Source organism: Hallella absiana, from assembly GCF_025457485.1.
GTDB lineage: Bacteria > Bacteroidota > Bacteroidia > Bacteroidales > Bacteroidaceae > Prevotella > Prevotella absiana.
Map to the genome: position 1 here is coordinate 1 of NZ_JAMXSP010000011.1, position 26240 is coordinate 26240.

At 52.3% G+C, this 26240-nt stretch carries 18 protein-coding genes and 1 pseudogene; 11 read left to right on the forward strand and 8 right to left on the reverse strand.

Annotated elements, in window-relative coordinates; all coding sequences use genetic code 11:
• The first annotated feature begins 389 nt into the window (after positions 1-389).
• The 3 genes and pseudogenes from NG346_RS07150 (at position 390) to NG346_RS07160 (ending at position 4292) form a co-directional block, all read left to right on the forward strand.
• Positions 390-1592, forward strand: a complete 1203-nt coding sequence (locus NG346_RS07150; protein ID WP_262279863.1) for an ATP-binding protein — start codon at positions 390-392, stop codon at positions 1590-1592.
• Positions 1593-1805: 213 nt separating this feature from the next.
• Positions 1806-2024: pseudogene (locus NG346_RS07155) on the forward strand (carboxymuconolactone decarboxylase family protein); the annotation flags it as partial.
• 258 nt (positions 2025-2282) lie between these two features.
• Positions 2283-4292 (forward strand): ComEA family DNA-binding protein, encoded by a 2010-nt coding sequence (locus NG346_RS07160; RefSeq protein ID WP_262279864.1) that lies wholly within the window; start codon positions 2283-2285, stop codon positions 4290-4292.
• Between the two features lie 53 nt (positions 4293-4345).
• Here NG346_RS07160 and NG346_RS07165 read toward each other — a convergent pair whose 3' ends face one another.
• Together NG346_RS07165 and NG346_RS14525 are read right to left on the reverse strand one after the other, a co-directional pair.
• The gene (locus tag NG346_RS07165) at positions 4346-5098 is read right to left on the reverse strand and encodes a hypothetical protein (RefSeq protein ID WP_317620786.1); all 753 of its coding nucleotides are present in this window, start codon (positions 5096-5098) and stop codon (positions 4346-4348) included.
• A gap of 99 nt (positions 5099-5197) precedes the next feature.
• Positions 5198-5365, reverse strand: a complete 168-nt coding sequence (locus tag NG346_RS14525; protein ID WP_317620787.1) for a hypothetical protein — start codon at positions 5363-5365, stop codon at positions 5198-5200.
• A 101-nt stretch (positions 5366-5466) separates the two neighbouring features.
• Between NG346_RS14525 and NG346_RS07170 the strand changes: the two genes are divergently transcribed.
• A complete protein-coding gene (locus NG346_RS07170) occupies positions 5467-5607 on the forward strand; it encodes a hypothetical protein (RefSeq protein WP_317620788.1) in 141 nt (46 codons plus the stop codon).
• A 106-nt stretch (positions 5608-5713) separates the two neighbouring features.
• Here the strand turns inward: NG346_RS07170 and NG346_RS07175 are convergent, their stop codons facing one another.
• Positions 5714-8698 carry an FAD-binding and (Fe-S)-binding domain-containing protein gene (locus NG346_RS07175; RefSeq protein ID WP_262279865.1) on the reverse strand — a complete coding sequence of 995 codons (2985 nt, stop codon included), beginning with the start codon at positions 8696-8698 and terminating at the stop codon, positions 5714-5716.
• A 460-nt stretch (positions 8699-9158) separates the two neighbouring features.
• Here NG346_RS07175 and NG346_RS07180 point away from each other — a divergent pair, with 460 nt between their 5' ends.
• The 4 genes from NG346_RS07180 to NG346_RS07195 are packed head-to-tail and all read left to right on the forward strand — an operon-like array spanning position 9159 to position 12785.
• A complete protein-coding gene (locus tag NG346_RS07180) occupies positions 9159-9761 on the forward strand; it encodes a TetR/AcrR family transcriptional regulator (protein ID WP_154533459.1) in 603 nt (200 codons plus the stop codon).
• A 1-nt stretch (position 9762) separates the two neighbouring features.
• On the forward strand, positions 9763-11049 hold the full coding sequence (gene serB / locus NG346_RS07185) for a phosphoserine phosphatase SerB (RefSeq protein ID WP_262279866.1): 1287 nt from the start codon (positions 9763-9765) through the stop codon (positions 11047-11049).
• A 53-nt stretch (positions 11050-11102) separates the two neighbouring features.
• Positions 11103-11375, forward strand: coding sequence for an ACT domain-containing protein (locus NG346_RS07190; RefSeq protein ID WP_262279867.1), 273 nt, complete (start codon positions 11103-11105; stop codon positions 11373-11375).
• An 18-nt stretch (positions 11376-11393) separates the two neighbouring features.
• Positions 11394-12785, forward strand: a complete 1392-nt coding sequence (locus NG346_RS07195; RefSeq protein ID WP_262279868.1) for a PFL family protein — start codon at positions 11394-11396, stop codon at positions 12783-12785.
• A gap of 145 nt (positions 12786-12930) precedes the next feature.
• Here NG346_RS07195 and NG346_RS07200 read toward each other — a convergent pair whose 3' ends face one another.
• Genes NG346_RS07200 through NG346_RS07210 form a run of 3 tightly spaced genes read right to left on the reverse strand, consistent with a single transcriptional unit; the run spans position 12931 to position 16621 of the window.
• Positions 12931-14451: a peptide MFS transporter gene (locus tag NG346_RS07200; protein WP_262279869.1), complete on the reverse strand. Its 1521-nt coding sequence runs from the start codon at positions 14449-14451 to the stop codon at positions 12931-12933.
• A gap of 46 nt (positions 14452-14497) precedes the next feature.
• On the reverse strand, positions 14498-15229 hold the full coding sequence (locus tag NG346_RS07205) for a porin family protein (RefSeq protein ID WP_262279870.1): 732 nt from the start codon (positions 15227-15229) through the stop codon (positions 14498-14500).
• Between the two features lie 18 nt (positions 15230-15247).
• Entirely contained in the window at positions 15248-16621 is a 1374-nt protein-coding gene (locus NG346_RS07210; protein WP_262288519.1) for a LysM peptidoglycan-binding domain-containing protein, read from the reverse strand.
• Between the two features lie 134 nt (positions 16622-16755).
• Here NG346_RS07210 and NG346_RS07215 point away from each other — a divergent pair, with 134 nt between their 5' ends.
• From NG346_RS07215 to NG346_RS07225, 3 genes are read left to right on the forward strand one after another with little or no spacing between them, the layout of a single operon-like run.
• A complete protein-coding gene (locus NG346_RS07215; protein WP_262288520.1) occupies positions 16756-17478 on the forward strand; it encodes a gliding motility-associated C-terminal domain-containing protein in 723 nt (240 codons plus the stop codon).
• Positions 17471-20347: an excinuclease ABC subunit UvrA gene (gene uvrA / locus NG346_RS07220; RefSeq protein ID WP_262288521.1), complete on the forward strand. Its 2877-nt coding sequence runs from the start codon at positions 17471-17473 to the stop codon at positions 20345-20347. Before NG346_RS07215 ends, uvrA begins: the two co-directional genes overlap by 8 nt.
• Positions 20348-20361: 14 nt before the next feature.
• Positions 20362-21192, forward strand: a complete 831-nt coding sequence (locus NG346_RS07225; protein ID WP_262288522.1) for a GSCFA domain-containing protein — start codon at positions 20362-20364, stop codon at positions 21190-21192.
• Between the two features lie 790 nt (positions 21193-21982).
• On the opposite strand, the gene NG346_RS07230 is transcribed toward NG346_RS07225, so the two are convergent.
• Both NG346_RS07230 and NG346_RS07235 read right to left on the reverse strand, forming a co-directional pair.
• Positions 21983-22945 carry a hypothetical protein gene (locus NG346_RS07230; protein ID WP_262288523.1) on the reverse strand — a complete coding sequence of 321 codons (963 nt, stop codon included), beginning with the start codon at positions 22943-22945 and terminating at the stop codon, positions 21983-21985.
• 151 nt (positions 22946-23096) lie between these two features.
• A complete protein-coding gene (locus tag NG346_RS07235; RefSeq protein ID WP_262288524.1) occupies positions 23097-26090 on the reverse strand; it encodes a glycoside hydrolase family 98 domain-containing protein in 2994 nt (997 codons plus the stop codon).
• Positions 26091-26240: the final 150 nt, after the last annotated feature.

Below are 26240 nucleotides of genomic sequence, written 5' to 3' on the forward strand. Positions count from 1 at the left end.
ATGAAAGCCTTCAGGTCATGCCTGAAGGGAATAAGGGATATACCCTTCTTTTTCTATAGATGTGTTACTGTCTTTGGTTAGGCAGCGGCATCCGTCCGCCACGGACAATCCCCCTTGGGCCGATTTCCGCAATAAGGGTTACAGCTGCCATAATCGAGATAATGCCCCCACTGACAATCTTTCCATGGATTTGTGATTCTTGCCAACTCTAATTGACCATACTTCCCCGTGCTATAGAGCAAACTTTTCGGAACGGATTCCTAAAACTTCGTATTCTCGGCTTCTTTTCGGAATAGATTCCTAAAACTTTGTATTTTTAGATATTTTTCGGAATGGATTCCTAAAACTTTTGCTATCTTTGCGCCAGTAATAACTAATCATGCACGACTATGAAGAGAATAGAGCGCCGAGAATATCTCAGCAAGCTGAAGAAATTTAGAGCCAAGAAACTGATAAAGGTCATTACTGGTGCTCGTCGGTGTGGCAAGTCTACCCTCATGGAGATATACCGCGACTGGCTGATTACCCAAGGGGTGAGCAGCCAGCGCATCGTCTTTATCAATTTTGAAGACTACGATTATTTTAGTCTCCGTGATCCCCAAAACCTCTATAACTATATCAAGAAACTGCTCTCTGATACCGAGATGACCTATCTCTTCTTTGACGAGATACAGCATGTGAAGGACTTCCCAGATGTCATCAATAGTCTTAATCTCAAGCCTTATACTGATATCTATCTCACAGGGTCCAATGCTTATATGCTCTCCGGTGAGCTTGCCACGCTACTCTCCGGTCGATACGTTGAGATACCCATGCTCCCGTTGTCGTTTAGAGAGTATGTTGAGGCTATAGGCGGGCAAGACAACCTGCAGGACAGTTACAACCGATATGTTACGAATAGCAGTTTCCCCTATACCCTGGAACTGGATTCCACCGAAGAAATATCCGATTACCTTGATGCCGTGTACAATACCATTGTGGTGAAGGACATCATGACGCGCCTGAAGATACAGGACGTGACGATGCTGGAGAGTGTCATCCGTTTTGCAGCAGACAACATCGGTAACATCCTCTCGACAAAGCGTATCGCGGATCTTCTGACGGCAGAGGGCAGGAAGATAGACCAGAAGACGGTGGAAAAATATATGCATGCCCTCTGTGAGACATTCTTTCTTTACGAGGCCAAACGCTACAATATCAAGGGGCGGCAACTGCTTAAGTCGCTCACCAAATACTACCTTGTGGACATTGGGCTTCGCCGGATGCTCTTGGGCTCAAGAGGTTTCGATGTGGGAAGAATTCTGGAAAACGAAGTCTATCTTGAGCTTCTGCACCGTCACCGGCAGGTGTATGTCGGCAAGAACGATCAACTTGAGGTGGATTTTGTAGCCATGAATGCTGACGGCCTTGCTTATTATCAGGTGGCCGCTACCGTCAGAGACCCAGCGACTTTGGAGCGGGAGTTGGCTTCCTTAAGAAACATTGACGACCATTATCCGAAGTATCTCCTCACATTGGATGATGACCCGGATTCCGACTATGATGGAATTCTTCGCATCAACGCGTTGAAGTGGATGATGAATGAAGAATAGAGTCTTCAACATTGCCATCGTCAAGCCATGACTCAGCCTTACCATGGGCGAGCCATGGCTTTTCTATTTGCAGCGTAAAGAGAATTTCCGCAATAAGGGTTATAAGCTGCCTTAATCGGGGTAACAGTCAACTGACGAGAATCTCGTAACTTTGCAACCGGAAACAGGAAAACAAGATATGAGAAGAATAGGGTGTGGGCCGATGAGGCCGACGCTTTGGCTGACGCCAAAGCACAGTTCCAGTGCGAGATGGTCTTCCCCATCGGCGAGCCGAATACCGCCTATGCCCAGTATTTCATCGGACAGAGCTATCTTACTCCTATCTCCACGGAACAGATTTCCATCCACAACGTCACCTTCGAACCCGGATGCCGCAACAACTGGCACATCCACCACGCCACGACAGGTGGCGGACAGCTTCTCATCTGTGTGACTCGCTTCCATGTTATACCGTTATCTCTATCAGAATATTCTCTAACCCCACGACGCAGCTCTTTAGTGTTATCAAGGGGGCTCCGTTTTATCGCAGAAATAGAATCCTCTTTGGAAAAAAGAAGCTGTTAGAAAGAAAAAAATATCGCTCTTAGAGTACAAGGTAAGCGTTTTTTTCTTATTTTTGCCAATGAAAACCTTGCCTACCTACATCGGCGAGTCATGAAAACCACATGAGAAGAACCAATTGAGAAGCCCATGAAAAGACCGGTCCGCATCTTTGTTATGCTGTTGCTTTGTTTCGGTGCGTCCATTTCCATGTACGCGCAAGATCCTGTTGAGACATGGCAACAATACTACAGTGAACTCGGTCAACGCGAGGACGCTGAAAGCGACGCCTGGCAAGAAACCTACGAGATGCTCAGTGAACTGGCTCATGAGAAGATGGATCTGAACAGCTGTACGCGCGAGGACCTGGAACGGTTGCCTTTCCTCTCTGCCCAGCAGGTGATGGACATCATGGAGTACCGCCATCGTGCCGGACGTTTTGAAAGCCTCGTGGAACTGCGCATGCTTCCCTCTTTTCGCAAGCAGGATGCCGACATGCTGGAGCAGTTTGTTGCTATCGGACCGGAGAAAACGTCCGATACGCTGCCTCCTCTTGACAGCATCATACGCTCAGGACGGCAGGAAGTGGTGGCTGCGCTGAAAATACCTTTTTATGACAGAGAGGGTGACAAAAACGGATTTCTCGGATATAAATACAAGCATTGGCTGCGCTACAGCTTCAATTACCGGCAACGCCTCAAGCTGGGCTTTGTGGCCTCGCAAGATGCCGGAGAGCCTTTCTTCGCGGGAAAGAATGCTTGCGGCTATGACTATTACTCGCTCTATCTGCAACTCCGCAACACAGGCATCATCCATAACTTGGTAGTAGGACGTTATCGGCTTCGTTTCGGCATGGGGCTGATCATGAACACATCGTTCGGACTCGGCAAACTCAACACGCTGGCTACGTTAGGGGCCTCCACCAACAATATCATCGGACACAGCAGCCGGTCGGAAGCCAACTACCTGCAAGGCGCAGCAGCCGCCATACGCCTCAACCGACGAGTTACGCTGACCGGCTTCGTATCATGGAGAAAGATCGACGCTACGCTCAACGACTCCACAGGCACAGTGACCACAATCCTAAAGACCGGCTACCACCGCACACCCAGCGAGATGGCACGGCGACGCAACACCGATGAGACGCTCGTGGGCACTAACCTCAGCTTTTTCCGTAATGGCTTTCATGCAGGCGTCACGGCTTTCGCCACTGCTTTCAACCGCACACTGAAGCCCAACACCACGCAACCTTTCCGCCGGTGGTATCCGCAGGGAAAGCATTTCTGGAATGCAAGCATCGACTATGGCTATGTCTCAGCAAAACTCAACATTGCCGGAGAAACGGCTACGGGCGACTGCGGTACGGTAGCCACCATCAACACGCTCAGCTATCTGCTCACGCCCTCGCTGTCGGTGATGGCCTTGCAACGCTACTATCCTTATCAGTACTACTCGCTGTTCAGCCAGAGCTATGCCGACGGCGGTTCGGTCAACGACGAGAGCGGACTCTATCTTGGCATGCAGTGGGCACCGTCGTCCGCTGCGTGCTTGATGGGATATGTCGACGCCGCCTACTTCGCATGGCCGAAATACCAGGCTTCCGCCGCCTCGCACAGCATCGACGCGCTGCTTCAGTTCAGTGGTAACCGGCAAGGATGGAGCTATCTGCTCAGGACACGCGTGAGAAGACGGGAACGCAACGACAGCGAAGCCGACCGTCTGACATGGCGCAACGAATATCGCTCACGCGCCATGATCGGCTACGCAACCGGTTGCTGGCAATGGCGAACACAAGGCGACCTCAGCATCTGTCACCAACAAACCACAAGCCGGGGATACATGATCTCGCAATATGTTGGCTACCAACATGCGTGGTTCCAGACTTTTCTCAGCGCCAACTACTTCCACACCGACGATTTTCTCTCACGTGTCTACAGCTATGAGCGCGGACTGCTCTACAACTTCTCCTTTCCGATGTTTGCCGGACAAGGCATCCGCTACGCCATTGCCGCCCGCGCAGACATCGGTCACAAATTGATGGTTCTGTTGAAGTTGGGCAACACCAACTATTTCCACAATGTATCATCATCCTCCGGACCGGAGCATGTCAACGGTCACAGTCGCATGGAACTGGAGATGCAGGCAAAGTGGCGGTTCTGATATTACCGAACAGTCAACGGCCTACAGCATTTTGCAATGACACAAGATCCGCTTCACTCGTCCATATCGCTGGTCAGTACCGTGAGACCTCTCTTCAAGTGTCCTTTGAGCTTATCAAGGAAAGAGGGAACCTTATGAGGGGCAACGTCTGTAGCCTTCGGTGAATTTTTCTTTGGTTTCGCAGGTTCTGCCTCCAGACCATCAGCTTCCTGATCTGTTTCTTTCTTAGTCTCTTTAGTATCCGTCTCTTTACGAGTCATATCGAAAGAGATGGAGGGTGACATCGCTGCATCCCCATGATCTTCTGTCTTGTTTCCATTCAAGGGAGCATCAGGAGTCTGGGGAGTCTTCTCTGTTTCTTTCGGTACGTTCCCGGCTTTCTTCTTCGCTGCGCTTTGCGACAGCAGAGGCTCACGATAGAGTTTCGCGATGATCTGATTGTAATACTCCTCGTCGCTATCGTCGTGTTTGTCATCGGGTAGGAAGCGGTTGTCGATCCCCGTAGCAAGAATAATCACCTTTGCATCTTCGCCAAGGGTGTTGTCGTCACTTGTACCCCAAATCACATCTATATTAGGATTCAAGCCATACATGAAAGCATCTATCTCACGCATCTCACTGACAAACAATGGTTTGTCTTCGCTCGTATAGATATTGAAGAGTATCTTCTTGGCATTGGAGATGTCACTGCCGTAGAGCAATGGCGACTCAAGAGCATTGACGATTGCCTTCTCCACACGTCTCTCACCGCGCGCTCTGCCAATAGCCATGATGGCACCACCGCCTTCACGCATCGTTGTTTCCACATCGCGGAAGTCAAGGTTGATACTGCCCTCAATGGTAATCAGCTCGGATATGCTCTTAGCGGCATTGCACAGGATATTGTCCGCGGCTTTGAAAGCATCCTAGAGCTCCGAGTCGGCATAGACGTCGCAGATGCTCTCATTATTAATAATGAGTAATGAGTCGACATTCTTCCGCATCTCCTCAACACCCTTCAAAGTCTTCATGATCTTCCTGTTCTTCTCAAAATAGAACGGTATGGTCACGATGCCTATCGTCAGTATTCCCATGCTCTTGGCCACAGAAGCGATGATGGGGGCGACTTACCAATCCCCTTGACAAAGCCATCAACGAGAAGTGCTCCAGAATAAAGTCAGTCTTCACGTCTCTTATGGACGACTACTCCGCCAGCTACTACATCATCAGCAGCCAGTCGAAACAGTTCGATCCTACATCACCGCGCCGCTGGTTTCGTCGTCTCAAAGTCATCACAATGCCAAGGGTCTGGTGGACTACGAGATATAGAAGTTAAGAGTAGGAAGGCTTATTTTTACTTTGATGTTGAATTGAAGAAATAACAAATCGGGGTGCTGCCTTTTAGCAGCACCCCGATTTGTTATGCTGGATTCATTTATCTTTTAGCTTCTTGGCTCTGTGCACTCGTTGACGAGATACACAATGCTCATGTAGGGGATGCCGGCATGGGCCTCCAGTCCGATCTCGCACGTCCGGCTGTTGGAATAGCCGCGCTCGATATGATGCTCCGCTATCTGCCCGTGGAGCGAGCGTAAAGCCCAGTCGTTGAGCTCCGGATGTGAGAACCCACGGTCACCGGCAAAGCCGCAACAGCCGATGCCTTCCGGCACAAAGACGTTATCGGTGCACATGCGCGCCACTGCGAGCATCGTGTCGCTGAGCCCCATCTCACGCGTGGAGCAGGTCAGGTGAATGGCTACCAGCCGGTGAGTAGGATGGAACGTGAGTCTGTCTTTAAGGAAGGTGAAGATGAACTCCGCGGGCTCGTAGAGCTTGACACGGGTGACCATCTTCTTCAGCCGGTGGAGGCAAGGACTCTGGTCACAGAGCACCGGCCAACGACCGCCCTCACTGGCCTCATAAAGTGCCTGCTCGGTCTCAGCTGTCTTTCGGTCAGCAATATCTGTCATACCCTTGCTTTCCCAGATCTGTCCACAGCAAAGGTTCTTCATATTCTTCGGGAAGATTACCTCATAGCCGGCTTTGTGCAGCAGGGCGCACGTTTCTTTGACAAGCGGTTGCTTGACAGGAGCGCCTTTCGTCAGCCCCATGGTCTGGTTGATGCAACTCGGCAGATAGACCACCTTCAGCTCAGACGGCTGCTGGTCAAGCATCGCCTGAGACGGGTTGCGGATGGCACCCGGCATAGCCGTGGACCACTGCGGGATACCGAGCTGATGAAGTCCACCGCACACTTTCTTCATAGTTGCTGTACCGAGCACGTTCCTACCTAACGAGGCCGCTGTGAGCGCGCCACGCACCACATCTTTCATGGCACCGAGATGGTTGGCACCTATTTGCCCGATAGCCCGTTGCTCCGGATGCTGGTCCATGAAGAGTTGACGCAGCAGATGCGTGAGATCGCCCGTGTTGATCTTCATCGGGCAGAAGGTAGCGCAAAGGCCATCTGTGGCACACGTCTGCTCACCGAGATAACGATAGTCTTTCTCCATCTCCGCGAGCCGTTTCGGATTCTCGCCAGTCTGTCTGAGACGAAGCATCTCCCGCTGAGAGGCGATACGCATCCTTGAGGAGAGCGTGAAGCCACACGACAGACAGTTGATTTCGCAGAAGCCGCATTCTATACAGCGGTTCGCTTTCTCTACGCCGTGCACCATCTCGTCCATCGTTGAAGCCGCTAAATGACCGTCCCCATCTTCCTGGCGCGGCTTGAGATCGTAGTGGAGCACGGGCAACGGCTTGAGATGCTCGATGAAACAGTCGGGATCATCATTGAAGATGACACCCGGGTTGAGGATATTGTCAGGGTCGAAGATCTGCTTCAACTGCTTCATCACGCCATAGGCTTTCTCGCCCCACTCATACTTGACAAACGGAGCCATATTGCGTCCGGTACCATGCTCAGCCTTCAAAGAACCGTCGTATTTTCCCACGACGAGCTTCACCACATCCTCCATCATGTTGCGGTAGCGTTCTACCTCCTCCTTTGTGGCAAAACTCTGATTAAGGATGAAGTGGTAATTACCCTCGAAAGCATGACCATAAATGCAGGCATCCTTGTAGCCATGGCGTGCGATGAGCTGCTGCAAATCCACAGTAGCATGCGGAAGGTCTTGAATATGGAACGCCACATCCTCGATAAGACAGGAAGAACCGACTGGCCGTTGGCCACCCACAGCAGGGAAGATACCGGAGCGGATAGACCAGTACTTGCCGTAGACTTTCGGGTCATCGGTAAAGGCGGGCTCGCCATAGAGGTGGAACCGAGAGAGTGTGTCCATGATCTCCTGGATATTTGCCTTCAGTCCTTCCGGCGTCAGGGCCTTGGTCTCGGTGAGGACAGCCGTGAGATTATGGTAGTCGCCTTTGGCTACGCCGTCAATACGACCTGCATCCACATCCTTCTTATAGTTCAGATAGACGGGGTCGTCGACACTCTGCAACGACAGATAGTCGAGCATCTCCGCACTCTTTACCTTGAGATTCTCATAGGTCATCGCCATGTCGTCCTCGTCGGCTTTCAACTGTTTCAAAGCGACGATGGCCTTACAGCTCTCCTCCACGGTCTGGAAATAAACCATAGCCGATGCGCGGTAAGGATATTCGTGCAGCGTTCTCATGCGGACACCGGAGAGGAAGGCAAGCGTTCCCTCAGAACCCACGATACTGTGTGCAATGATGTCGAAGGGATCGTCGTAGTCGACAAGCGGACGGATGTTGAGACCCGTGACGTTCTTGATGGAATACTTATACCTGATGCGCGCCGTGAGGTCAGCGTCCTTCCGCACCTCATCACGCAGAGTCTCGATCTTCTTGATAAACTCGGGATGACTTTTCCGGAAAGCCTCACGGCTCTGCTCATCGCCGGTATCGAGAATGGTGCCATCGGTAAGAATGAGGCGGGCACTGAGCAACATGTGATCGCTGTTGGCATGCACGCCACAGTTCATGCCCGAGGCGTTGTTGACCACGATGCCACCGATCATTGCACTGCCCACCGAGGCCGGGTCAGGCGGGAACACACGCCCATAAGGCTTCAGAATCTTGTTCACACGTCCTCCCGTTATACCGGGCTGAAGGGTGATGGCATTCTTGTCATCATCCAGGTGGAACTGCTCCCAACCTTTGCCTGCCACGATGAGCACGGAGTCAGTACAGCTCTGTCCGGAGAGCGACGTGCCGGCAGCGCGGAGCGTAAACGGAATGGCGTATTTCTTGCACGCCTTGAAGGCCGCCTGCACTTCCTGCTCGTTCTTTGTGCGGACGACGACTTGCGGGGTCATACGATAGAAGCTGGCATCAGTGCCCCAGGCATAAGTACGGAGACTATCGGTGTATATCTGTCTCTCCGGAATAGCCTGCTTAACCTCGGAAAGAAACTGCTGCTTAATATGTGGATCGATCATAATAACGTGACTTATCTTCTTCTGCAAAGGTAACTAATATTAGCAGCATTAACAAATAATAAGCGTTATATTTTATAAGCTATAATAATCATAATCATTCAAAACTATTATTTTGAACATTGAATCATCATTAGGATAGTGAGGACACACAGAGACAAGACAAAAGAGACCAAAGCGATGTTCAACAGCACCACACGGATGAGCTGATGAAAACTGTCACGAGACAGCAACAAACGACAAAACATATAGGACACCGCAAATAGCCTTGCCGTTTGTTTTGTATTGTAGCATATTGCCGCAAACGCTTCCGAAAGAAAGACCGAGAAAAAACAAAATGACAAGAAAATGAGGCAAAGAATAATAAATCGCCGTTATGATTTTGTCATCTCAGAAAAATCAGTTATTTTTGCACATAGATTACAAATGTGCAACACAGTGTGCACTAAATAGCAGAAACAACATGTCAATCTCAAAGACAAGGCAGAAATTAGTGGATGTGGCGAGACAACTCTTCGCCAAGAACGGACTTGCCGGCACGACGATGAATGACATTGCCGTGGCCTCGGGCAAAGGCCGCCGCACGCTTTATACCTATTTCAACCGAAAAGAGGATGTCTATTATGCTGTCATCGAGTCGGAACTCGAACGACTGAGCGACAAGCTCGACGAGGTGGCCGCGAAAAAGATTCGGCCGCAAGACAAGATCGTGGAGCTCATCTACACTCACCTGAGCATGATCAAGGAAACGGTGGTGCGCAACGGCAACCTGCGCGCCGAGTTCTTCCGTAACATCTGGACGGTGGAGAAGGTGCGCAAGAATTTCGACGAGGACGAGATTGAACTTTTCCGAAAAGTATATGCCGACGGAAAGGCTGACGGAGAGTTCGACATTGACAACGTGGACCTTGTTGCCGACATCACTCATTATTGTATCAAGGGATTGGAAGTGCCTTTTATCTACGGGCGGCTCGGCCATGGGCTCACCGAAGAGACAAGCAAACCGCTCGTGGAGAAAGTCGTCTACGGTGCGCTGGGCAACAAGCATAACAGTTTGATGAAATAGCATGGACAACACAGAGAAAGACATTCGCAACAACGACTATAATTCCAGCAAGGAGGAACAAATACTCATCAGTGTCACAGGTCAGGACCGCCCCGGACTGACGGCGCAGATCACGAATATCCTTGCTAACTACGACGCTACGGTGTTGGATATTGGTCAGGCCGACATCCACGCCACGCTCTCCTTGGGCATCCTCATCCGCATCGACGACCGCTCGTCGGGTCAGGTGATGAAAGAGTTGCTCTTCAAGGCCAACGAGCTCGGTGTGAACATAGGCTTCTCGCCCATCACCGACGAGGAGTACGAGGATTGGGTCAACCGACAGGGCAAGAACCGCTATATCCTTACCGTCATCGGCCGCTCCCTCTCAGCGCGCGACATCGCCGGTGCCGCAAAGATCGTAGCAGCGCAAGGACTGAACATCGACTCCATCATCCGCCTCACGGGTCGCCCGAGCATCATGCATCCCGAGCGCAACGTGCGGGCTTGCATCGAGTTCTCGCTCCGCGGTAATCCCGAAGACCGGCAACGCATGCAGGCTGAGCTGATGCAGCTCTCCCAGGGCATGGGCATCGACTTCTCGTTTCAGCGCGACGACATGTACCGCCGCATGCGCCGTCTCATCTGTTTTGATATGGACTCCACGCTCATCCAAACCGAATGTATCGACGAACTGGCCGAGCGTGCTGGTGTCGGTGACAAGGTCAGAGCGATCACCGAGCGCGCCATGCGTGGCGAAATCGACTTTAAAGAGAGCTTCACCGAGCGCGTGGCACTGCTCAAGGGCCTCGACGTGAGTGTGATGCAGGACATTGCCGAGCATCTGCCGATCACCGAAGGCGTGCCCCGGCTGATGACGGTGCTCAAGCGCTGTGGCTACAAGATTGCGATACTCAGCGGCGGATTCACCTATTTCGGCGAATATCTCCAGCGCAAATTCGGTATCGACTATGTCTATGCCAACGAGCTGGAGATAGGCGAAGACGGCAAGCTCACGGGTCACTATGTCGGGGATATTGTCGACGGCAAGCGCAAAGCAGAACTGCTGAAGCTCATCGCGCAGGTGGAGAAAGTCAACCTCGCGCAGACGATCGCTGTGGGTGACGGTGCCAACGACCTGCCGATGATCACCGAAGCCGGACTGGGCATCGCCTTCCACGCCAAGCCGCGCGTGCAGGCCGGTGCTCGGCAGAGCATCAACAGCCTGGGGCTTGACGGCGTACTCTACTTCCTCGGCTTCAAAGACAGCTACATCGAAGAGCCAAAGCAAATGGAGACAAAGGGCTAACACAATATGACAATCACAAAACAAGAAATGTAATCTATAAAATATTGTAAGACATGACAAAAGCTATTATCACGGTAGTGGGCAAGGATGCTGTCGGCATCATAGCCAAAGTGTGCACCTATCTCGCCGACAACCAGGTGAACATCTTGGATATCACGCAGACCATCGTAGACGGATTCTTCAACATGATGATGATTGTTGACGTAACCGATACACAGAAAACCTTTGAGCAAGTAAGCAATGAGCTAACCGAGATCGGCAAGAGCATCGGCGTGCAGACAAAGATACAATTGGAAGAAATCTTCAACCAGATGCACCGCATCTAATCATGGAGGAATAAGACAATGATAGACCTATCAGAAGTCCTCGAAACCAATAAAATGGTCGAAGAGGAAAATCTCGACGTGCGCACCATCACTCTGGGCATCAGCCTGTTGGACTGTGCTGACGACAGTGTGGACGCATGTTGCGAGAAGATATACAACAAGATTACTACATTGGCACGCGACCTGGTGCGCACGGGTGAGGAGATCTCGCGCGAGATCGGCATCCCCATTGTGCATAAGCGCATCAGCGTGACGCCTATCTCACTCATCGGTGCCTCCTGCTGCCATACGACAGGCGACTTCGTGAAGATCGCCCAGACACTGGACCGCGCAGCCGCCGCTGTGGGTGTCAACTTCCTCGGTGGTTTCTCTGCACTTGTCAGCAAGGGCATGACACCCGCCGACGAGCTCCTCATCCGCTCCATTCCACAAGCTCTGGCCACGACCGACCTTGTCTGCTCAAGCGTCAACGTGGGCAGCACCAAGAATGGATTGAACATGGACGCCGTGAAACTCATGGGCGAGATCGTGCGTCAGGCTGCCGAAGCCAGTGCTGACCGTCTGTGCATCGGTCCGGCCAAGCTCGTGGTCTTCTGCAATGCTCCTGACGACAACCCGTTCATGGCCGGTGCCTTCCATGGAGTCAGCGAGGGCAACGCCGTTGTCAATGTCGGCGTCTCCGGTCCCGGCGTAGTGAAATATGCGTTGGAACAGATGGACCGCCGAGCCCGTGAGAATGGCGGTCGTGAGGCGAACTTCGAGACGCTCTGCCAGACCATCAAGAAGACAGCTTTCAAGATTACACGTGTAGGACAATATGTGGCTCAGGAGGCCAGCCGACGCTTGGGTGCCGAGTTTGGCATCATCGACCTCAGCCTGGCACCGACGCCAGCAGTCGGAGACTCTGTTGCCGACATCTTGAAATGTATCGGCGTAGAGCAGCCGGGAGCACCGGGCACTACAGCTGCCTTGGCATTGCTCAACGACCAGGTGAAGAAAGGTGGTATCATGGCCAGCTCTTATGTCGGCGGACTCTCCGGAGCCTTCATCCCCGTCAGCGAGGACCAGGGTATGATCGACGCTGTCAATGCCGGAGCACTGAACATCGAGAAACTCGAAGCCATGACCTGCGTCTGCTCGGTAGGACTCGACATGATCGCCATCCCCGGCGACACGCCTGCCACCACGATCTCGGGAATCATTGCCGACGAAGCCGCCATCGGTATGGTGAACCAAAAGACCACAGCCGTGCGCATCATCCCGGTAATCGGCAAGCGGGTCGGCGACAGCATCTCATGGGGCGGCCTGCTTGGCCATGCACCTATCATGCCGGTCAACACCTTCTCTTCCGAGCGACTCGTCAACCGCGGCGGCCGCATCCCTGCCCCTGTCCACTCGTTTAAGAACTAAAGGTACCCCCAACCACTATACAGAAATCCCGGGCAACAACATTGTTGTCCGGGATTTCTTTTATTATGAAGGAGTGCACTTGTTTTAATTATAAAGGAGTTCACTATAATATAATAATGTGTACCCCCACGATGAAAGTCAACGATTAGCAGACCTTCTCCAACTTCTTCATCACAGAGAAAATGAAGATGAAGCTGGCAAGGCAGAGGGCGACGAGCACACCCCAGACCATCGTCAGAGGCACTGCCTTCCACAGATAAGCAGGGATCTGGACGAGGAAGTTGCCGATTGCCGTGGCACCGAACCAGCATCCCATCATCAGACCCTGATATTTTTTCGGAGCCACCTTGCTGACAAACGAGATGCCCATCGGTGAGAGCAACAGCTCAGCAAAGGTCAGCACGAGATAGGTCGTCACGAGCCAGAGAGGAGAAACACGCTGGGCGTCGTTGAGGTTATAGCTCAGTCCGACAGAGGCGCAGATCATGATCATATAAGCAAAACCGGCGACAAGCATACCGAAACCAATCTTGCGAGGCGCAGAGGGCTCCTTTTGTTTGGAGGCAAGCCAGCCAAAGAGTCCCATGCTCACCGGCGTCAACATCACGACGAAGCTCGGGTTGAACTGCTGGAAGATAGGAGCCTCGATGCTCACGGCACCAGCCTCATGGGTATAGCGCACAACGAGATAGGCGACAGCAGCCAGGATGACGACCAGAGAGATGATCTTACCGCGTCCCGTCTTGCTTTGGAACAGGGCAAAGAGTGAATAGACAATGAAGATGACAGCCACGAGATTGGTCACATCGAAGAGCATACCCACCCAACCTGTTGCGGATGTCTGCGTGAAGTCGCGCGCGAAATAGGTCAGCGTCAGACCATTCTGATGGAAAGCCATCCAGAAGAAGATGACCACAGCGAAAACGAGGAAGAGTGCTACGAGTCGGCTGTGAGTATCAGCTTTCTCCTCAGGTGTCTCCTCATGTGCCACAGCATTCTCGGCGGCGGTCTCCTTGTTCTCAGCTTTCTTGGCCGTGTTGTCTACCGAGGCGAAAGTCCAGCGGAAGCCATAGTAGATGGCGATGGAGACGAGCAGCGACACGCAGGCCACGCCAAACGCATAGTGGTAAGCCGAAGCCTCGGAAGCATGGAGCGAGTTCATAGCCCACTGATGGAGCTTCACGGCAGCCGTCGGAGCGAAGAGCGCACCGATGTTGATGGCCATATAGAAGATAGAGAAACCATTGTCGCGCTGGGAAGCGTAACGGGGATCGTCATAGAGTTTACCAACCATCACCTGCAGGTTGCCCTTGAAAAGCGATGTGCCGACAGAGATCAGTAGCAAAGCCGCAGCCATCATCGAGATGGCAGCCACGCCATTGCCGGCGGGCACGGCGAGCAGCAGATAGCCGATGAACATGACAAGGATGCCAAGCGTCACACAGCGGCCGAAGCCGATCTTGTCAGCCACGGCACCACCGACGATCGGCAGGAAATAGACGAGCATGAGGAACGTGGAGTAGACCGTGCCGGCCAGACCCTCACCCCATCCGAAGTTGGCCTGCAGGAAGAGCACGAAGATAGCCAGCATCGTGTAGTAGCCGAAACGCTCTCCTGTGTTGGCCAAAGCTAAGGCATAAAGCCCTTTTGGTTGATTTTCAAACATAGCATTAAATTTATGTAGTTAATAATTCACGAGACTCTGATTTGCTTTAGTGCGCCAGATCAAAGAGATAAGTCAGCCTGATGCTGATGGTCTGATAGTTGCTCGACGCGAAATAGTCGCGCTTGGAGTCGCCATAGATATTTCCCAGACCATAGTAGTAGCGACCCTCAAGCAGGAAATGACCGACCTTCGGGATGGAATATTCCACGCCAAGACCGGCCGCGATGCCGTAGTCGAACTTCTTCTCCACCTTCATCGTGTCTTGCGCCACGACGCTGCTCACGCGGTCAGCGGTGTTGCGCTTGTCGAAATCGAAGTTGCTCTTTGTCGACTCGCTGATATACGCCCCCAACTGCGGTCCGGCATTGACAAAGAAGTTGAGTCCTTTCTTTTCCTTGCCCCAAGCCAGATGCGCCAGGAAGGGCACCTGGACGTAGTTGATCGTACGGCTATAGTTCTCCGCCGCACCCGTTGTGGCGTTGATGACGGGATTGTTGTTGATGTCCTTGATATCCTCTTTCCAACCCATCTGCGCGTAGTTCAACTCCAACTGTATGGAGCAGATGGTGGAGAAATATTTCTCGACCGTATATCTCAGCGCCACGCCGCCGGAGAATCCGCCAAAGCCCTTCTGTTCGACTTTCGGGGTGAACTTGATGTTGGTGATATTCCATCCGGCCGTCGGTCCCACCGACAGCGTGTTGCGATGCTCACCGATCTGCGCGAAGAGCGACCAGGGCAGAGCCAGGAAGAGAAATAGGATGAGCAGATGCTTCATGTGCGATGATTTCGAATGTTAATAAGTGAGTGACTCGATGCGTCCGCCGGTCGCGAAGTGGATCAGCTGGAAGTTGTCGTTCTGCATACCTTTATCTCCCACCTGCTTAAAGACGAGCGGAGTCTGGAAAGGCCGGTAAGTGCTCTGTCCGGCTGTGCCCTTGAAGGCCTTGCCGTATTTGGCCAGACCACGGAGGAAGAACTGCGCATGGTCGTAACCCGTGAGGAAGAAACGGGGATAAGCATACATCGGCTGAGTGTGGAACCATTTCTGATATTCAGCTTCCAAAGCTTTCGTACGCGGATCCACACTGTTGTAATAATAATAGGAGGGCACGCAGGTATCGAACGAGCAAAACGTGTCGACATTGCCGGGCGCATACATCAGCCACTCGTTGTAGCCGAAGAGCGCCACTCTCAGCCCATGCTGCTGAGCACGCAGCGCACGCAACTTGGCGATCGCCTGATTGAGCTCGGGCGAGCGTCCGGTATTGAGCACCACCACGTTGAGACGGTTTGGGGCAAAGGCCTTGCCAAACATCTCCAGACTGCTGTTGAGGTTCGTCACACGATATTCCTGACCACGGGCGGAGAGCCGGTTGCGCAGCCCGAAGGTGAAGTTGCCTTTCTTCGAAGTCTTGTCGTTGCAGTCGATAAGCACCACGCGCGCATCCCTATAGCGTTTGAGGAAAGCCTCGATAGCGTTGTTGTTGAGTTTGTCGTCGCTCTGCCAAATCTGGAAGATCTGGGTATAGCTGGTCACGTCATCGCCGGAGATTGAGAACGGGATGACGAGTTTGATGTCGCGCGCCTTGCAGAACTCTGCGAGCGCATGAACCTGTACGGAATAGAGCGGACCGAAGATGATGTTGCACTGAGCGGCTGCCGGGTCGTGTGTCATGATCGTGGGATCAGCCGTAGCGTCGAGGTTCCAGGAGTGGATGTCGATGGAATAGCCCGTACGCTTCAGACTGTCGCAAGCCAGGAGAATGCCACGATAGTATTCGACCATGCGCTTGCCGTCGCCGTCGACATTGTGCAGGGGCAGCGCCACACCCACGCGCAGCACCTTGCCCTGCTTGGCAGCAGTGCTCTGAGCCACGGGCTTAGTGGCTGCACTGTTCGTAGCAGCAGCATTCTGGGGAGCAGGTATATAGAGGCGAGCACCCTTATGGAGCTGGTAGCCCGGCAGTTTCATCTCGGGATTGGCATTGATCAGCTGATCTACGGTGATGCCGTGATAGTGGGCGATGCCATAGAGCGTGTCACTCTTTTTTACCTTATAGATATGATTGGACGTGTCTTGTGCACAAGCAGGGACCGCCACAACAAAAAACAGATACAGCAGAAGTAGCCGCCAGCGCGACGCTCTGCCTATAAAACGCTGAATCATTTCTATCTTTTCTTTTTTATAATCGTATGAATGAATACTTCTAAGAATAATCACTTGCAAAAATACAAAAAATATCCGTATCTACACTTCATTTCCTATAAAAATCACTAACTTTGCATCAACCCATTATCGTAATGAACATCACTCGCACCATCATCTCCGCACTCTTGCTGACATGCCCGCTGCTCGGCATGGCTCAGTCCACGCCCGCCATTGCTCCGTCGTTTACCTACACCGACAGCAAGGGCAACGAGCAAACCGTGACCTCTGCCGACGACCAGGCTCCCCTGGCGGCTACCTTCCACGCCAATGCCACCGATACCGAGGGGTGGAATGCCCACTATGAATGGCATTTCTATCTCGAAGGCCAGCGTTCCAATCCCTATCTCGTCAGATATGAGACCGACACGCAGTACACGTTCACCAAGGCCGGCACACATCTCGTGGAGCTCTGGGCCACCTTTGTGCAGGGCAATGACACCATCGCCTACACCGATACTTACTGGCAGAGCGAGGGCTCGCCGCTCTCTATCGCCATCGCGGAGAGCAAACTGGAGATGCCCAACGCCTTCTCGCCCAACGGCGACGGCATCAACGATGTCTACAAGGTCAAAAGCGGATACAAGAGCATCGTGGAGTTCCATGCCACTATCTTCAACCGATGGGGACAAAAACTATACTCCTGGGACGACCCTGCAGGAGGATGGGACGGCAAATTCCACGGCAAGGACGTGGCGCAGGGTGTTTATTACGTGCTCGTCAAGGCCAAAGGTGCCGACGGGCGAAACTATCATATCAAGCGTGACGTGAACCTGTTACGCGGATACTCAGAAACGACAAGCAACAACAATGAATAAAAAAGACAGAAGTCTCTACCCTCAGTTCCAGAACGGATGGATCGACGTCTATGGCGCACGCGTCCACAACCTGAAGAACATCGACGTGAAGATTCCGCGTGGCTCACTGACGGTGATCACCGGACTCTCGGGTTCGGGCAAGTCGTCGTTGGCCTTTGACACCATCTACGCCGAAGGACAGCGCCGCTACATAGAGACGTTCTCGGCCTACGCCCGCAACTTCCTGGGCAACATGCAGCGGCCCGATGTCGACAAGATCACGGGACTGAGCCCCGTCATCAGCATCGAGCAGAAGACGACAAACAAGAATCCACGCTCCACAGTGGGCACCACGACGGAGATCTACGACTACTTGCGTCTGCTCTACGCACGCGCCGGTACGGCCTACAGCTATCTCAGCGGACAGAAGATGGTGAAATACACCGAGGAGAAAATCGTCGACATGATCCTCCACGACTATGCCGGCAAGGCAGTGTATATCCTTGCACCCCTCGTCCGCCAGCGCAAAGGCCACTACCGCGAGCTCTTCGAGAGCCTGCGCCGCAAAGGCTACCTTTATGTCCGCGTGGACGGCGAGATCAAGGAGATTGCCCGCGGCATGAAGACAGACCGTTACAAGAATCATAACATCGAGGTGGTCATCGACAAGCTGCGCGTCCGCCCCGACGACGGTGAGCGTCTGGCTCAGACCATCGCCACGGCCATGCGCCAAGGCGACGGTGCCATCATGATGCTCGACAAGGAGACGGACGAGTGCCGCAACTTCTCCAAACGGCTGATGGATCCCGCCACTGGCCTCTCCTACGGCGATCCTGCTCCGAACATCTTCTCGTTCAACTCACCCGAAGGTGCCTGCCCTCATTGCAAAGGACTCGGCGTGGTCAGCGAGGTGGACATGAAGAAGGTGGTCCCCGACCCTACCCTCTCGATTCATCAAGGAGCCATCGCGCCGCTGGGCAAATACAAGAACCAGATGATCTTCTGGCAGATAGAGTCGATACTCAGCAAATACGACTGCAACCTCAAGACGCCTTTTAAGGACATACCCGAGGACGCTGTCGACGAACTGATGAACGGCACGCTCGAAGAGATACGCATCGACAAAGAGAAGGTGCACACCTCGACGGACTACTTCGTGGCCTTTGACGGCATCGTGAAATACCTGCGCACGCTCATCGAGAGCGACGACAGCGCAGCCGGACAGAAATGGGCTTCACAGTTCCTGGCCGACAAGGAGTGTCCCGTCTGCCACGGCAAACGACTGAAGAAAGAGGCTCTCGCCTATCGTGTCTGGGACAAGGATATCAGCGAGGTCAGTAACCTCGACATCGACTTGCTGCGTGACTGGCTCGACCAGGTCGAGGATCATCTCGAAGAAGGCAAGAAGCGCATTGCCCACGAGATCATCAAGGAGTTGCGCTCCCGCGTGTCGTTCCTCCTCGACGTGGGTCTTAACTATCTCTCCCTCAACCGCCAGTCGGCAACACTTTCGGGCGGTGAGAGCCAGCGCATCCGTCTGGCTACGCAGATCGGCTCGCAGCTCGTCAACGTGCTCTATATCCTCGACGAGCCCAGCATCGGACTGCACCAGCGCGACAATGAGCGACTCATCAACTCGCTCAAGGAACTGCGCGACCAAGGCAACACCGTCGTCGTCGTCGAGCACGACGAGGACATGATGCGCGCCGCCGACTGGATTGTCGACATCGGACCGAAGGCAGGACGCAAAGGTGGTGAGGAGGTCTTCGAGGGCACGCCGGAAGAGATGCTCAAGACCGACACGCTCACCGCTCAGTATCTCAATGGTGAGCGCGCCATCGAGATTCCGGCCGAGCGCCGAAAAGGCAATGGCAAGATGATCACCATCCACGGTGCGTCGGGCAACAACTTGAAACATATCGACGTCTCCTTCCCGCTCGGCACGCTGACCGTGGTCACCGGTGTATCGGGATCGGGTAAGTCCACGCTCATCAACGAGACCTTGCAGCCTATCCTCTCACAGCACTTCTACCGTTCGCTCAAAAAGCCGATGCCCTACGACAGCATCGACGGCATCGACAACATCGACAAGGTGGTCAACGTCGACCAGAGTCCTATCGGCCGCACACCGCGCTCCAACCCTGCCACTTACACAGGCGTGTTCAGCGACATCCGCAATCTGTTTGTGGAATTGCCCGAGGCTAAGATCCGTGGCTATAAGCCGGGACGCTTCTCGTTCAATGTCAAGGGCGGCCGCTGCGAGGCTTGCGGCGGCAACGGATATAAGACGATAGAGATGAACTTCATGCCCAATGTCTATGTGCCTTGCGAGGTATGTCACGGCAAACGCTACAACCGTGAGACACTGGAGGTGCGCTACAAAGGCAAGTCCATTGCCGACGTACTCGACATGACGATCAACCAGGCCGTGGAGTTCTTCGAGAACGTGCCGACCATCTTGCCGAAGATCAAGGCACTGCAGGACGTGGGACTCGGATACATCAAACTCGGACAGAGCTCCACGACGCTCTCCGGTGGTGAGAGCCAACGCGTGAAACTCGCCACAGAGCTCAGCAAGCGCGACACGGGCAAGACGCTCTACATCCTCGACGAGCCGACGACGGGTCTGCACTTCGAGGACATCCGCATTCTCATGGCGGTCTTGGAAAAACTCGTCAGCCGTGGCAACACGGTGATCATCATCGAGCACAACCTCGACGTGATCAAGTTGGCCGACTATATCATCGACATGGGACCGGAAGGTGGCCGTGGCGGTGGTCAGGTGCTCTCCAAGGGCACACCCGAAGAGGTGGCCAAGAGCAAACTGGGATACACGCCGCGATTCCTGAAAGCGATATTAGAGAAAGCAAAGTCTGAAAACAAGATTTGATAAGATAGTCTGTTATGCAGTTCACCACACCCGTCACCATTGCGGCCTCGCCGTGGCAGATCGAGCCCTGCGAGCGGATGCTCTTCGTGGGATCGTGCTTTGCCGACAACATCGGCAAGCGGTTCAAGGAAGAGAAGTTCCGTGCGCTCGTCAATCCATTCGGTGTGATGTACAATCCGGTGAGCGTGCTCCATACGGTCAGGCGGCTTAGCGATGCCGGCCAGCTGCCCTTCTGCACTGACGAACCCGGCACTACTGTCTTCACGCTCGGCACCAATCATGTCTACCGCCTCATCGCCACGGGTGAGATCGTGGACAACTGTCAGAAGCGGCCGCAAAAGCTTTTCCATGAAGAGCAGCTGACTGTCAGCCAGTGTGCCGAGGCACTTTCTGAGGCGATCCGGTTGATCCGCTCTTCCTTTCCCAAGACGCGGTTTCTGCTTACCGTGAGTCCAATCCGCTATCGCAAATACGGTTATCATGGCAGTCAGCTGTCCAAGGCCACGCTGCTGTTGGCTGTCGACCAGGTCATCAAAACGTTTGATGACCCGACGGTTGCCTATTTTCCTTCCTACGAGATTGTCAACGATGAGCTCCGTGACTACCGCTTCTATCAGGAAGACATGCTCCACCCCAGTGAGCAGGCAGTCAGCTATATCTACGAGCGCATGGCCGACACCTATTTCTCTCCTGCCACACTCCACTTCCTTGAGCAGTGGCACCCGATCCGCAAAGCCCTTGAGCACCGTCCCTTCAACCCTCAGTCTGCCGAATACCAGCAGTTTCTTCACAAAGCGCAAGAGGATTACAAGGTACTAAAGAACAAATACCATTTTGAGGAATGACACGATGTGCCCCATTTCTCCACCACAGCTTCCAAGGATGAATATCGTTAACACTTTAAGTGTAGTACTGCCACCATTGGTTAACAACTGTTGTTATCGCGCACAGCAATCACAGAAAAGGTTAAAACAAACACTTAATATTTGGCAGTTACACGAATAAGATGTACCTTTGTAACAGTTAAGAAAAAGACAGATTCGAAAAGGTTTTTAGGTTTTAAGAAAAGGTTTTAGTTATTATTTAGGTAGATTACAAGGTTGTTTAATTCAACTATTCAACAGGTTGTTAGTCAAGGAAAGAAAGATTGATTTTTATTTTCAGAGTAACAATCATGCTGGAGTTTGTCTTACGCCGTGAGGCGTGAGCCTACTACCAAGCACGATCTACATTTACGCCCGCCATTTTCTGAAACCTATCATCTCATCACCATAGATAATCAACATCACAAAATACAGCAATTGGAATCTTGGCACCGGCACCATGATATATTGCGGTCGAAACCGTGTGCTTTCCTTCCACCGTCTTAAAAAATGACATTTTTCCGCCCAAATACAGCCAAAATTCAGAGCGAAGTCCTCCTTTGCCCCGAATTTTGCGAATTTTGGAGGCCCGTGTATAGGCACCCTCGTTGAATCCCTACGCATTGAGCTTGATGTCAGAATCAGCAATCGGCCCTTCACCAAAGACCTTCCAATATAGCTGAATTAGGCCTAAACACAACAAAGGGAGGAAATGCTTCTCAGCATTCCCTCCCTACAGCTTAAATAATACCATGAGATACAAATTCCAGACTTAGCGTACAATTCGCTTGATGACTTTTCCGTCCTTTGTCTTTTGCAAGATCAGTCCTTTGGCATTACGGCTCACCTTTTGGCCAGCAAGGTTATAGGAGGCTATGATGTCTTGTCCATTGGCGACATGGCATTCACGGATGCCTGTCGATGTTGCCTTGGAGACGCAAAGTCCTTTGACAACGCCCTTAGAGGATCCCCATGCTAGTTTAATGGCATTGAGATGAACGTAGGGCAGCGACGAGATATCGCAGACGGCAAGGCCGTTTTCATCGCCCTCGGGATTCAATTCAACGAGTTTTCCACCATCAGTCTCACGATTGAGCAGCACACGATATTTAAGACCGGGGTCACCATAGATGCGGATCTCTTTGAAACCGACAAGAGGAGCATATTGCAAGTAGTCGACATTGCCGTTGCCATATACCAGACCACCGCCACTCAACTCTTGGTTCAGTGCCAACGTACACGGAACCGCGCCTTGGTCCTCACCTTCTGTCGGGGCACTCCATGCATGGAAGAACACATCAGTGAGCGCGGTCTCATCAGCCTTATACTGGAAGTGGGACTCCACTTTCTTGGTCAGTGTGATGGACTTCACCGTCATCGTGCCAGCAGCATTGCAGTGCCATTCCATCTTGTTGACAGCGCTGGTCTTGTCAGCGTATTTTGTCAGATCGAGATTATACTTACTACTGTAGAAGTTATCGACCTTGCCATTTTTGGCGTCTTCCACCAGCAGGAACTGTACGATGTCATCGCCTTCTTGTTCAACGGTCATGTTTGTGCAGGCCGACAGATCCACGCCCTCAGCAGGCAGATCGACATAGAACTCGCCCTTGCCGTCGCTGGTGATCGTCCCAGCCTTAGCGTCAATCGTCACGCCATCTGTTGCTTTGAGGTCAGAGAGCGAAATGGTGCATTTGCCATTTTCGCCGAATTTCGGCACAAAGCTGGCAAACATTTGGGTAGCTGCAAGAAGAGCTACACAAAGAGATAAAAATTTCTACATAGTGCTGTTGTTATTAGTTATTAGTTGTTATTTGATTAATAGAGCGATACACACTCATTAAAAATTCTTGTAGACTTCATATCAGTCTTAGCATTCCTGTCTGCTATTTCAAGATATACTTATGCCCGTTCTTGATAATGACGCCGGTCGCCTTTCCGCTTACCTGGCGTCCACTCAGATCGTAAGTTTTTCCAGCATCCTTGGCATCGAACAACAGATTGCGTATTCCTGTCGAAGGAGTGTCAGAGGTCAGCACAATATTTCCGATCATCGTCTCGCGCCAGTAGCCTCCGTCACCATTCTCATTGAGCACAGGACTGAAGCGGAAGAGATAGTTTCCGTCTTTTGGCACCGTGAAGCCGAGAGAGATATGAGTGGCGCCCGTGAAGGTGTTCGTTGTCGATCCTTCCAAATTAGGCTTACAGGGAGCTATCGTGCTCTTGATCACGCCATTTTCCTCGTCAAGGACCTCTACCTTTAAGTAAGGCGTATCTTTCCAAGCAACGGCGTCAAGACCCAAACAGTATTTTGCCGAGGATTTCAAAGACACTTGATAGCCTGGCATTGTGCCATAAATACCATAACCGTCATTGGAGGACGGTGTCCGCACATACAGTCCATAGGTAAACGTACTGCCTTCCGGGAATTGAAAGATACGAGGGCCAGAGCCATAGGTGCCAGGAGAGACAATCTTGTCGCCATCGGCCATTACCCAACCTTGTGGCACCTTGCCACTACCTTCCTGTGCGAAGTTGTCTTTAAGGACGACATAAGGATAGGCAGGATCTGTGGGGATGGCAGGCTCATCGGGCTCATCCTCAAAGGCGACATCGTCTTTGACCTGCTCAGAGGTTGGCTCATAGACAACCTGATCAAGGCAGAGATTCGTACCGCTGATGTTGTCGATCGTCAGCGTGTTGGCACCTTTGTTGAACTGGAAGCCGAGGCTCACCGTGCTCCAATTGTTGTTGCCGGTGACCGCGCAGCCCACTTTCTTCTCCGTGCCGTTCACATTCAGTTTCAGGTTACCCTTCTTGTCGGTGTTCATATAGCGCAAAGTCACACGATAGTTACCGCCGACATTGGCATTGAACACGTGACGCAAACTGCCATTCTTGCTGGTTCCCATGATGATGTAGCCATTGCCCGCATTGCCGCGCTCGTCGGGATGAACATTGTAGGGACTCAGACAGCACTCCTGAATAGATCGATAGTCTATGTCCTCAGCCTCGATGGTGACGGGACCGGCGTATGCTTCAGGCTGCTTGGGACGCTCCAAGGAAGTATCGGGGAGATAGTCGGTGCTGCGTCCGGTGGCGTTGCCTTGACAACTCAACTTGATGTTGACCGAGCCACAGTGCGAGACAAGCAGCGTGTATGTACCCGTAGCGGCATCCCAAGTGTCAGAGAGCGTGGCCTGTGGCTGATTGCCGGCTACTGTAGCAGGAATCGTTTCCGTACCCACCGTATAGGTATAGCTTGGCTTCGCTGTTGCGCCCTTGACGACAATCCTGTCGGTTACCGGTGCAATGGTATCGACACGATAGTTGTTGAGATAGAAGTTGATATGGTCAGCATATTCTCTTACAGCGGCAGCCGTGAGCATGCCCCAAGTGAGATTCAACTCCTTGCAAGTGTTATACTGCAAAGGTATCGTTGCCGTTGCCGTCCGTTTCTTATTAAAATAGGAGTACGGCGTGTAGGTGATCAGCTGGTTGCGGTAGCGGTTGACATAGAGGTCGCCCGTGCTCACCACAGGATACTGCGCATTAAAGTCCTTAAGCTTATCGCGCTGGCTGGACCATTTTGCCGACTTCTTTATTTGCAGTGGGATTGCCTTGGCAAGATTGTCATGAAGCTCCGGCACGATAGGAATGGCACCATAGCGACCGGTCTTCTTGAACCACGTCAGGTTATCCATGAAGTAACCATTGCCTTTGTTCATAGGATCGTCCTGCTTGTACAACCCGTCGTACAGGTCGTTCCATCCGCCATACTGGTTCTCGATGTCTCCGGTGTTGATGTCATTGACAACGACGATCTTTGTCTTTCCGAGCACTTCCTGCCGTGTAGGGATATAGAGGGAGCCGTCGATGATCTTGCGGAACATGTCCACCCACACATTTTGGAAGCCAGGATAGAAGCCCCAGTTACGGTGTGTATAGCCGTTAACCCTTGTGTTGTCGAGATTCTTGATATCTTCCGTCCAGATGAGCTCCGGCCCGTCCCAGACAGCACCACCGTTGACACAGCTCTGCTCCATGACCGTGGAGAGTCCGGCCGCAACAGGATATTTCTTCCCATTGTCTTTGCCAAGCATCACCTCGAGAGCTCCATTCCATCCACAGTTGTCGTAACGTACGCCATAGTTGTTGGCCAAACCGGCGATATAGGGTCCCCATGTGACACTCTCGGTATTGTAGAAGCACGATGTCGTCGTGTATTTATAGAGCCATAGGATCGCCTCGGGATATTTCTTGCAGGCAGCGAGTAAATCGGCATTGCGCTTGAGCATACCTACCGGTGACAAGGCGTGCGACCAGATGTTACCGCAGAAGCTGATGGTGAGGAAGCCACCATATTTGTGCGACATCTCCACAAGCTTGGCAAAGAGCGCGATACGAGACTCCTGAGTACTCGAGCTCTTGTCTCCTTTCTCGTCAAATCCCCAAAACTGTTCGGCATAGTTCCATCCGAGGAAATTAGGATAGTGCTTGAAGAAATATTCAAAAGTGTCGAGGTCAGTGTCTTGGATATGTGTGTGTCCGCCACTGGCTGGCTGACAAGTAAACCACATGCCGTTTTGCTGGCAAACGGTAGCCCATGACTTATATGTGGCCACGCCATTTTGCGGCATCTTATAGACTTCCTTCTCTGTGTCGTACGAACAAGAGAGTGAGAGGTTCATGCAGACAAAGGGACGGATGTCCTTTGGAATCATGTCGATGATTGCCTGAGGATTGGCTTTGTTCCAAACGTCGACATGAATCAGCCACATTGGATGACGCGAGTCAATGGGACGTCGCTGCTGACCGCTCACTGACAAACTCAAGGCCAAGAGGCATAATAATAAGAGATTGCGTAAGATTGTTTTCATAGGATATTCATTAGTAGATATATAATTCGAGCGATGTGTCTCCAGTTGAATTCAGAGACCATACTCTATCAAGAATAGAGAACTGGAGAAGTCTTCCCGTTTTGATATGTACATATCAGCAGATTGGTTCCCCACTTCTTCTATTCCTGA

Bases quoted from the DNA above. Each gene is read 5' to 3' on its own strand.
- NG346_RS07150 (WP_262279863.1), top strand. From the start codon at position 390: ATGAAGAGAATAGAGCGCCGAGAATATCTCAGCAAGCTGAAGAAATTT.
- NG346_RS07160 (WP_262279864.1), top strand. From the start codon at position 2,283: ATGAAAAGACCGGTCCGCATCTTTGTTATGCTGTTGCTTTGTTTCGGT.
- NG346_RS14525 (WP_317620787.1), bottom strand. From the start codon at position 5,365: ATGGGAATACTGACGATAGGCATCGTGACCATACCGTTCTATTTTGAG.
- NG346_RS07170 (WP_317620788.1), top strand. From the start codon at position 5,467: ATGGACGACTACTCCGCCAGCTACTACATCATCAGCAGCCAGTCGAAA.
- NG346_RS07175 (WP_262279865.1), bottom strand. From the start codon at position 8,698: ATGATCGATCCACATATTAAGCAGCAGTTTCTTTCCGAGGTTAAGCAG.
- NG346_RS07180 (WP_154533459.1), top strand. From the start codon at position 9,159: ATGTCAATCTCAAAGACAAGGCAGAAATTAGTGGATGTGGCGAGACAA.
- serB (WP_262279866.1), top strand. From the start codon at position 9,763: ATGGACAACACAGAGAAAGACATTCGCAACAACGACTATAATTCCAGC.
- NG346_RS07190 (WP_262279867.1), top strand. From the start codon at position 11,103: ATGACAAAAGCTATTATCACGGTAGTGGGCAAGGATGCTGTCGGCATC.
- NG346_RS07195 (WP_262279868.1), top strand. From the start codon at position 11,394: ATGATAGACCTATCAGAAGTCCTCGAAACCAATAAAATGGTCGAAGAG.
- NG346_RS07200 (WP_262279869.1), bottom strand. From the start codon at position 14,451: ATGTTTGAAAATCAACCAAAAGGGCTTTATGCCTTAGCTTTGGCCAAC.
- NG346_RS07205 (WP_262279870.1), bottom strand. From the start codon at position 15,229: ATGAAGCATCTGCTCATCCTATTTCTCTTCCTGGCTCTGCCCTGGTCG.
- NG346_RS07210 (WP_262288519.1), bottom strand. From the start codon at position 16,621: ATGATTCAGCGTTTTATAGGCAGAGCGTCGCGCTGGCGGCTACTTCTG.
- NG346_RS07215 (WP_262288520.1), top strand. From the start codon at position 16,756: ATGAACATCACTCGCACCATCATCTCCGCACTCTTGCTGACATGCCCG.
- uvrA (WP_262288521.1), top strand. From the start codon at position 17,471: ATGAATAAAAAAGACAGAAGTCTCTACCCTCAGTTCCAGAACGGATGG.
- NG346_RS07225 (WP_262288522.1), top strand. From the start codon at position 20,362: ATGCAGTTCACCACACCCGTCACCATTGCGGCCTCGCCGTGGCAGATC.
- NG346_RS07230 (WP_262288523.1), bottom strand. From the start codon at position 22,945: ATGTTTGCCAGCTTTGTGCCGAAATTCGGCGAAAATGGCAAATGCACC.
- NG346_RS07235 (WP_262288524.1), bottom strand. From the start codon at position 26,090: ATGAAAACAATCTTACGCAATCTCTTATTATTATGCCTCTTGGCCTTG.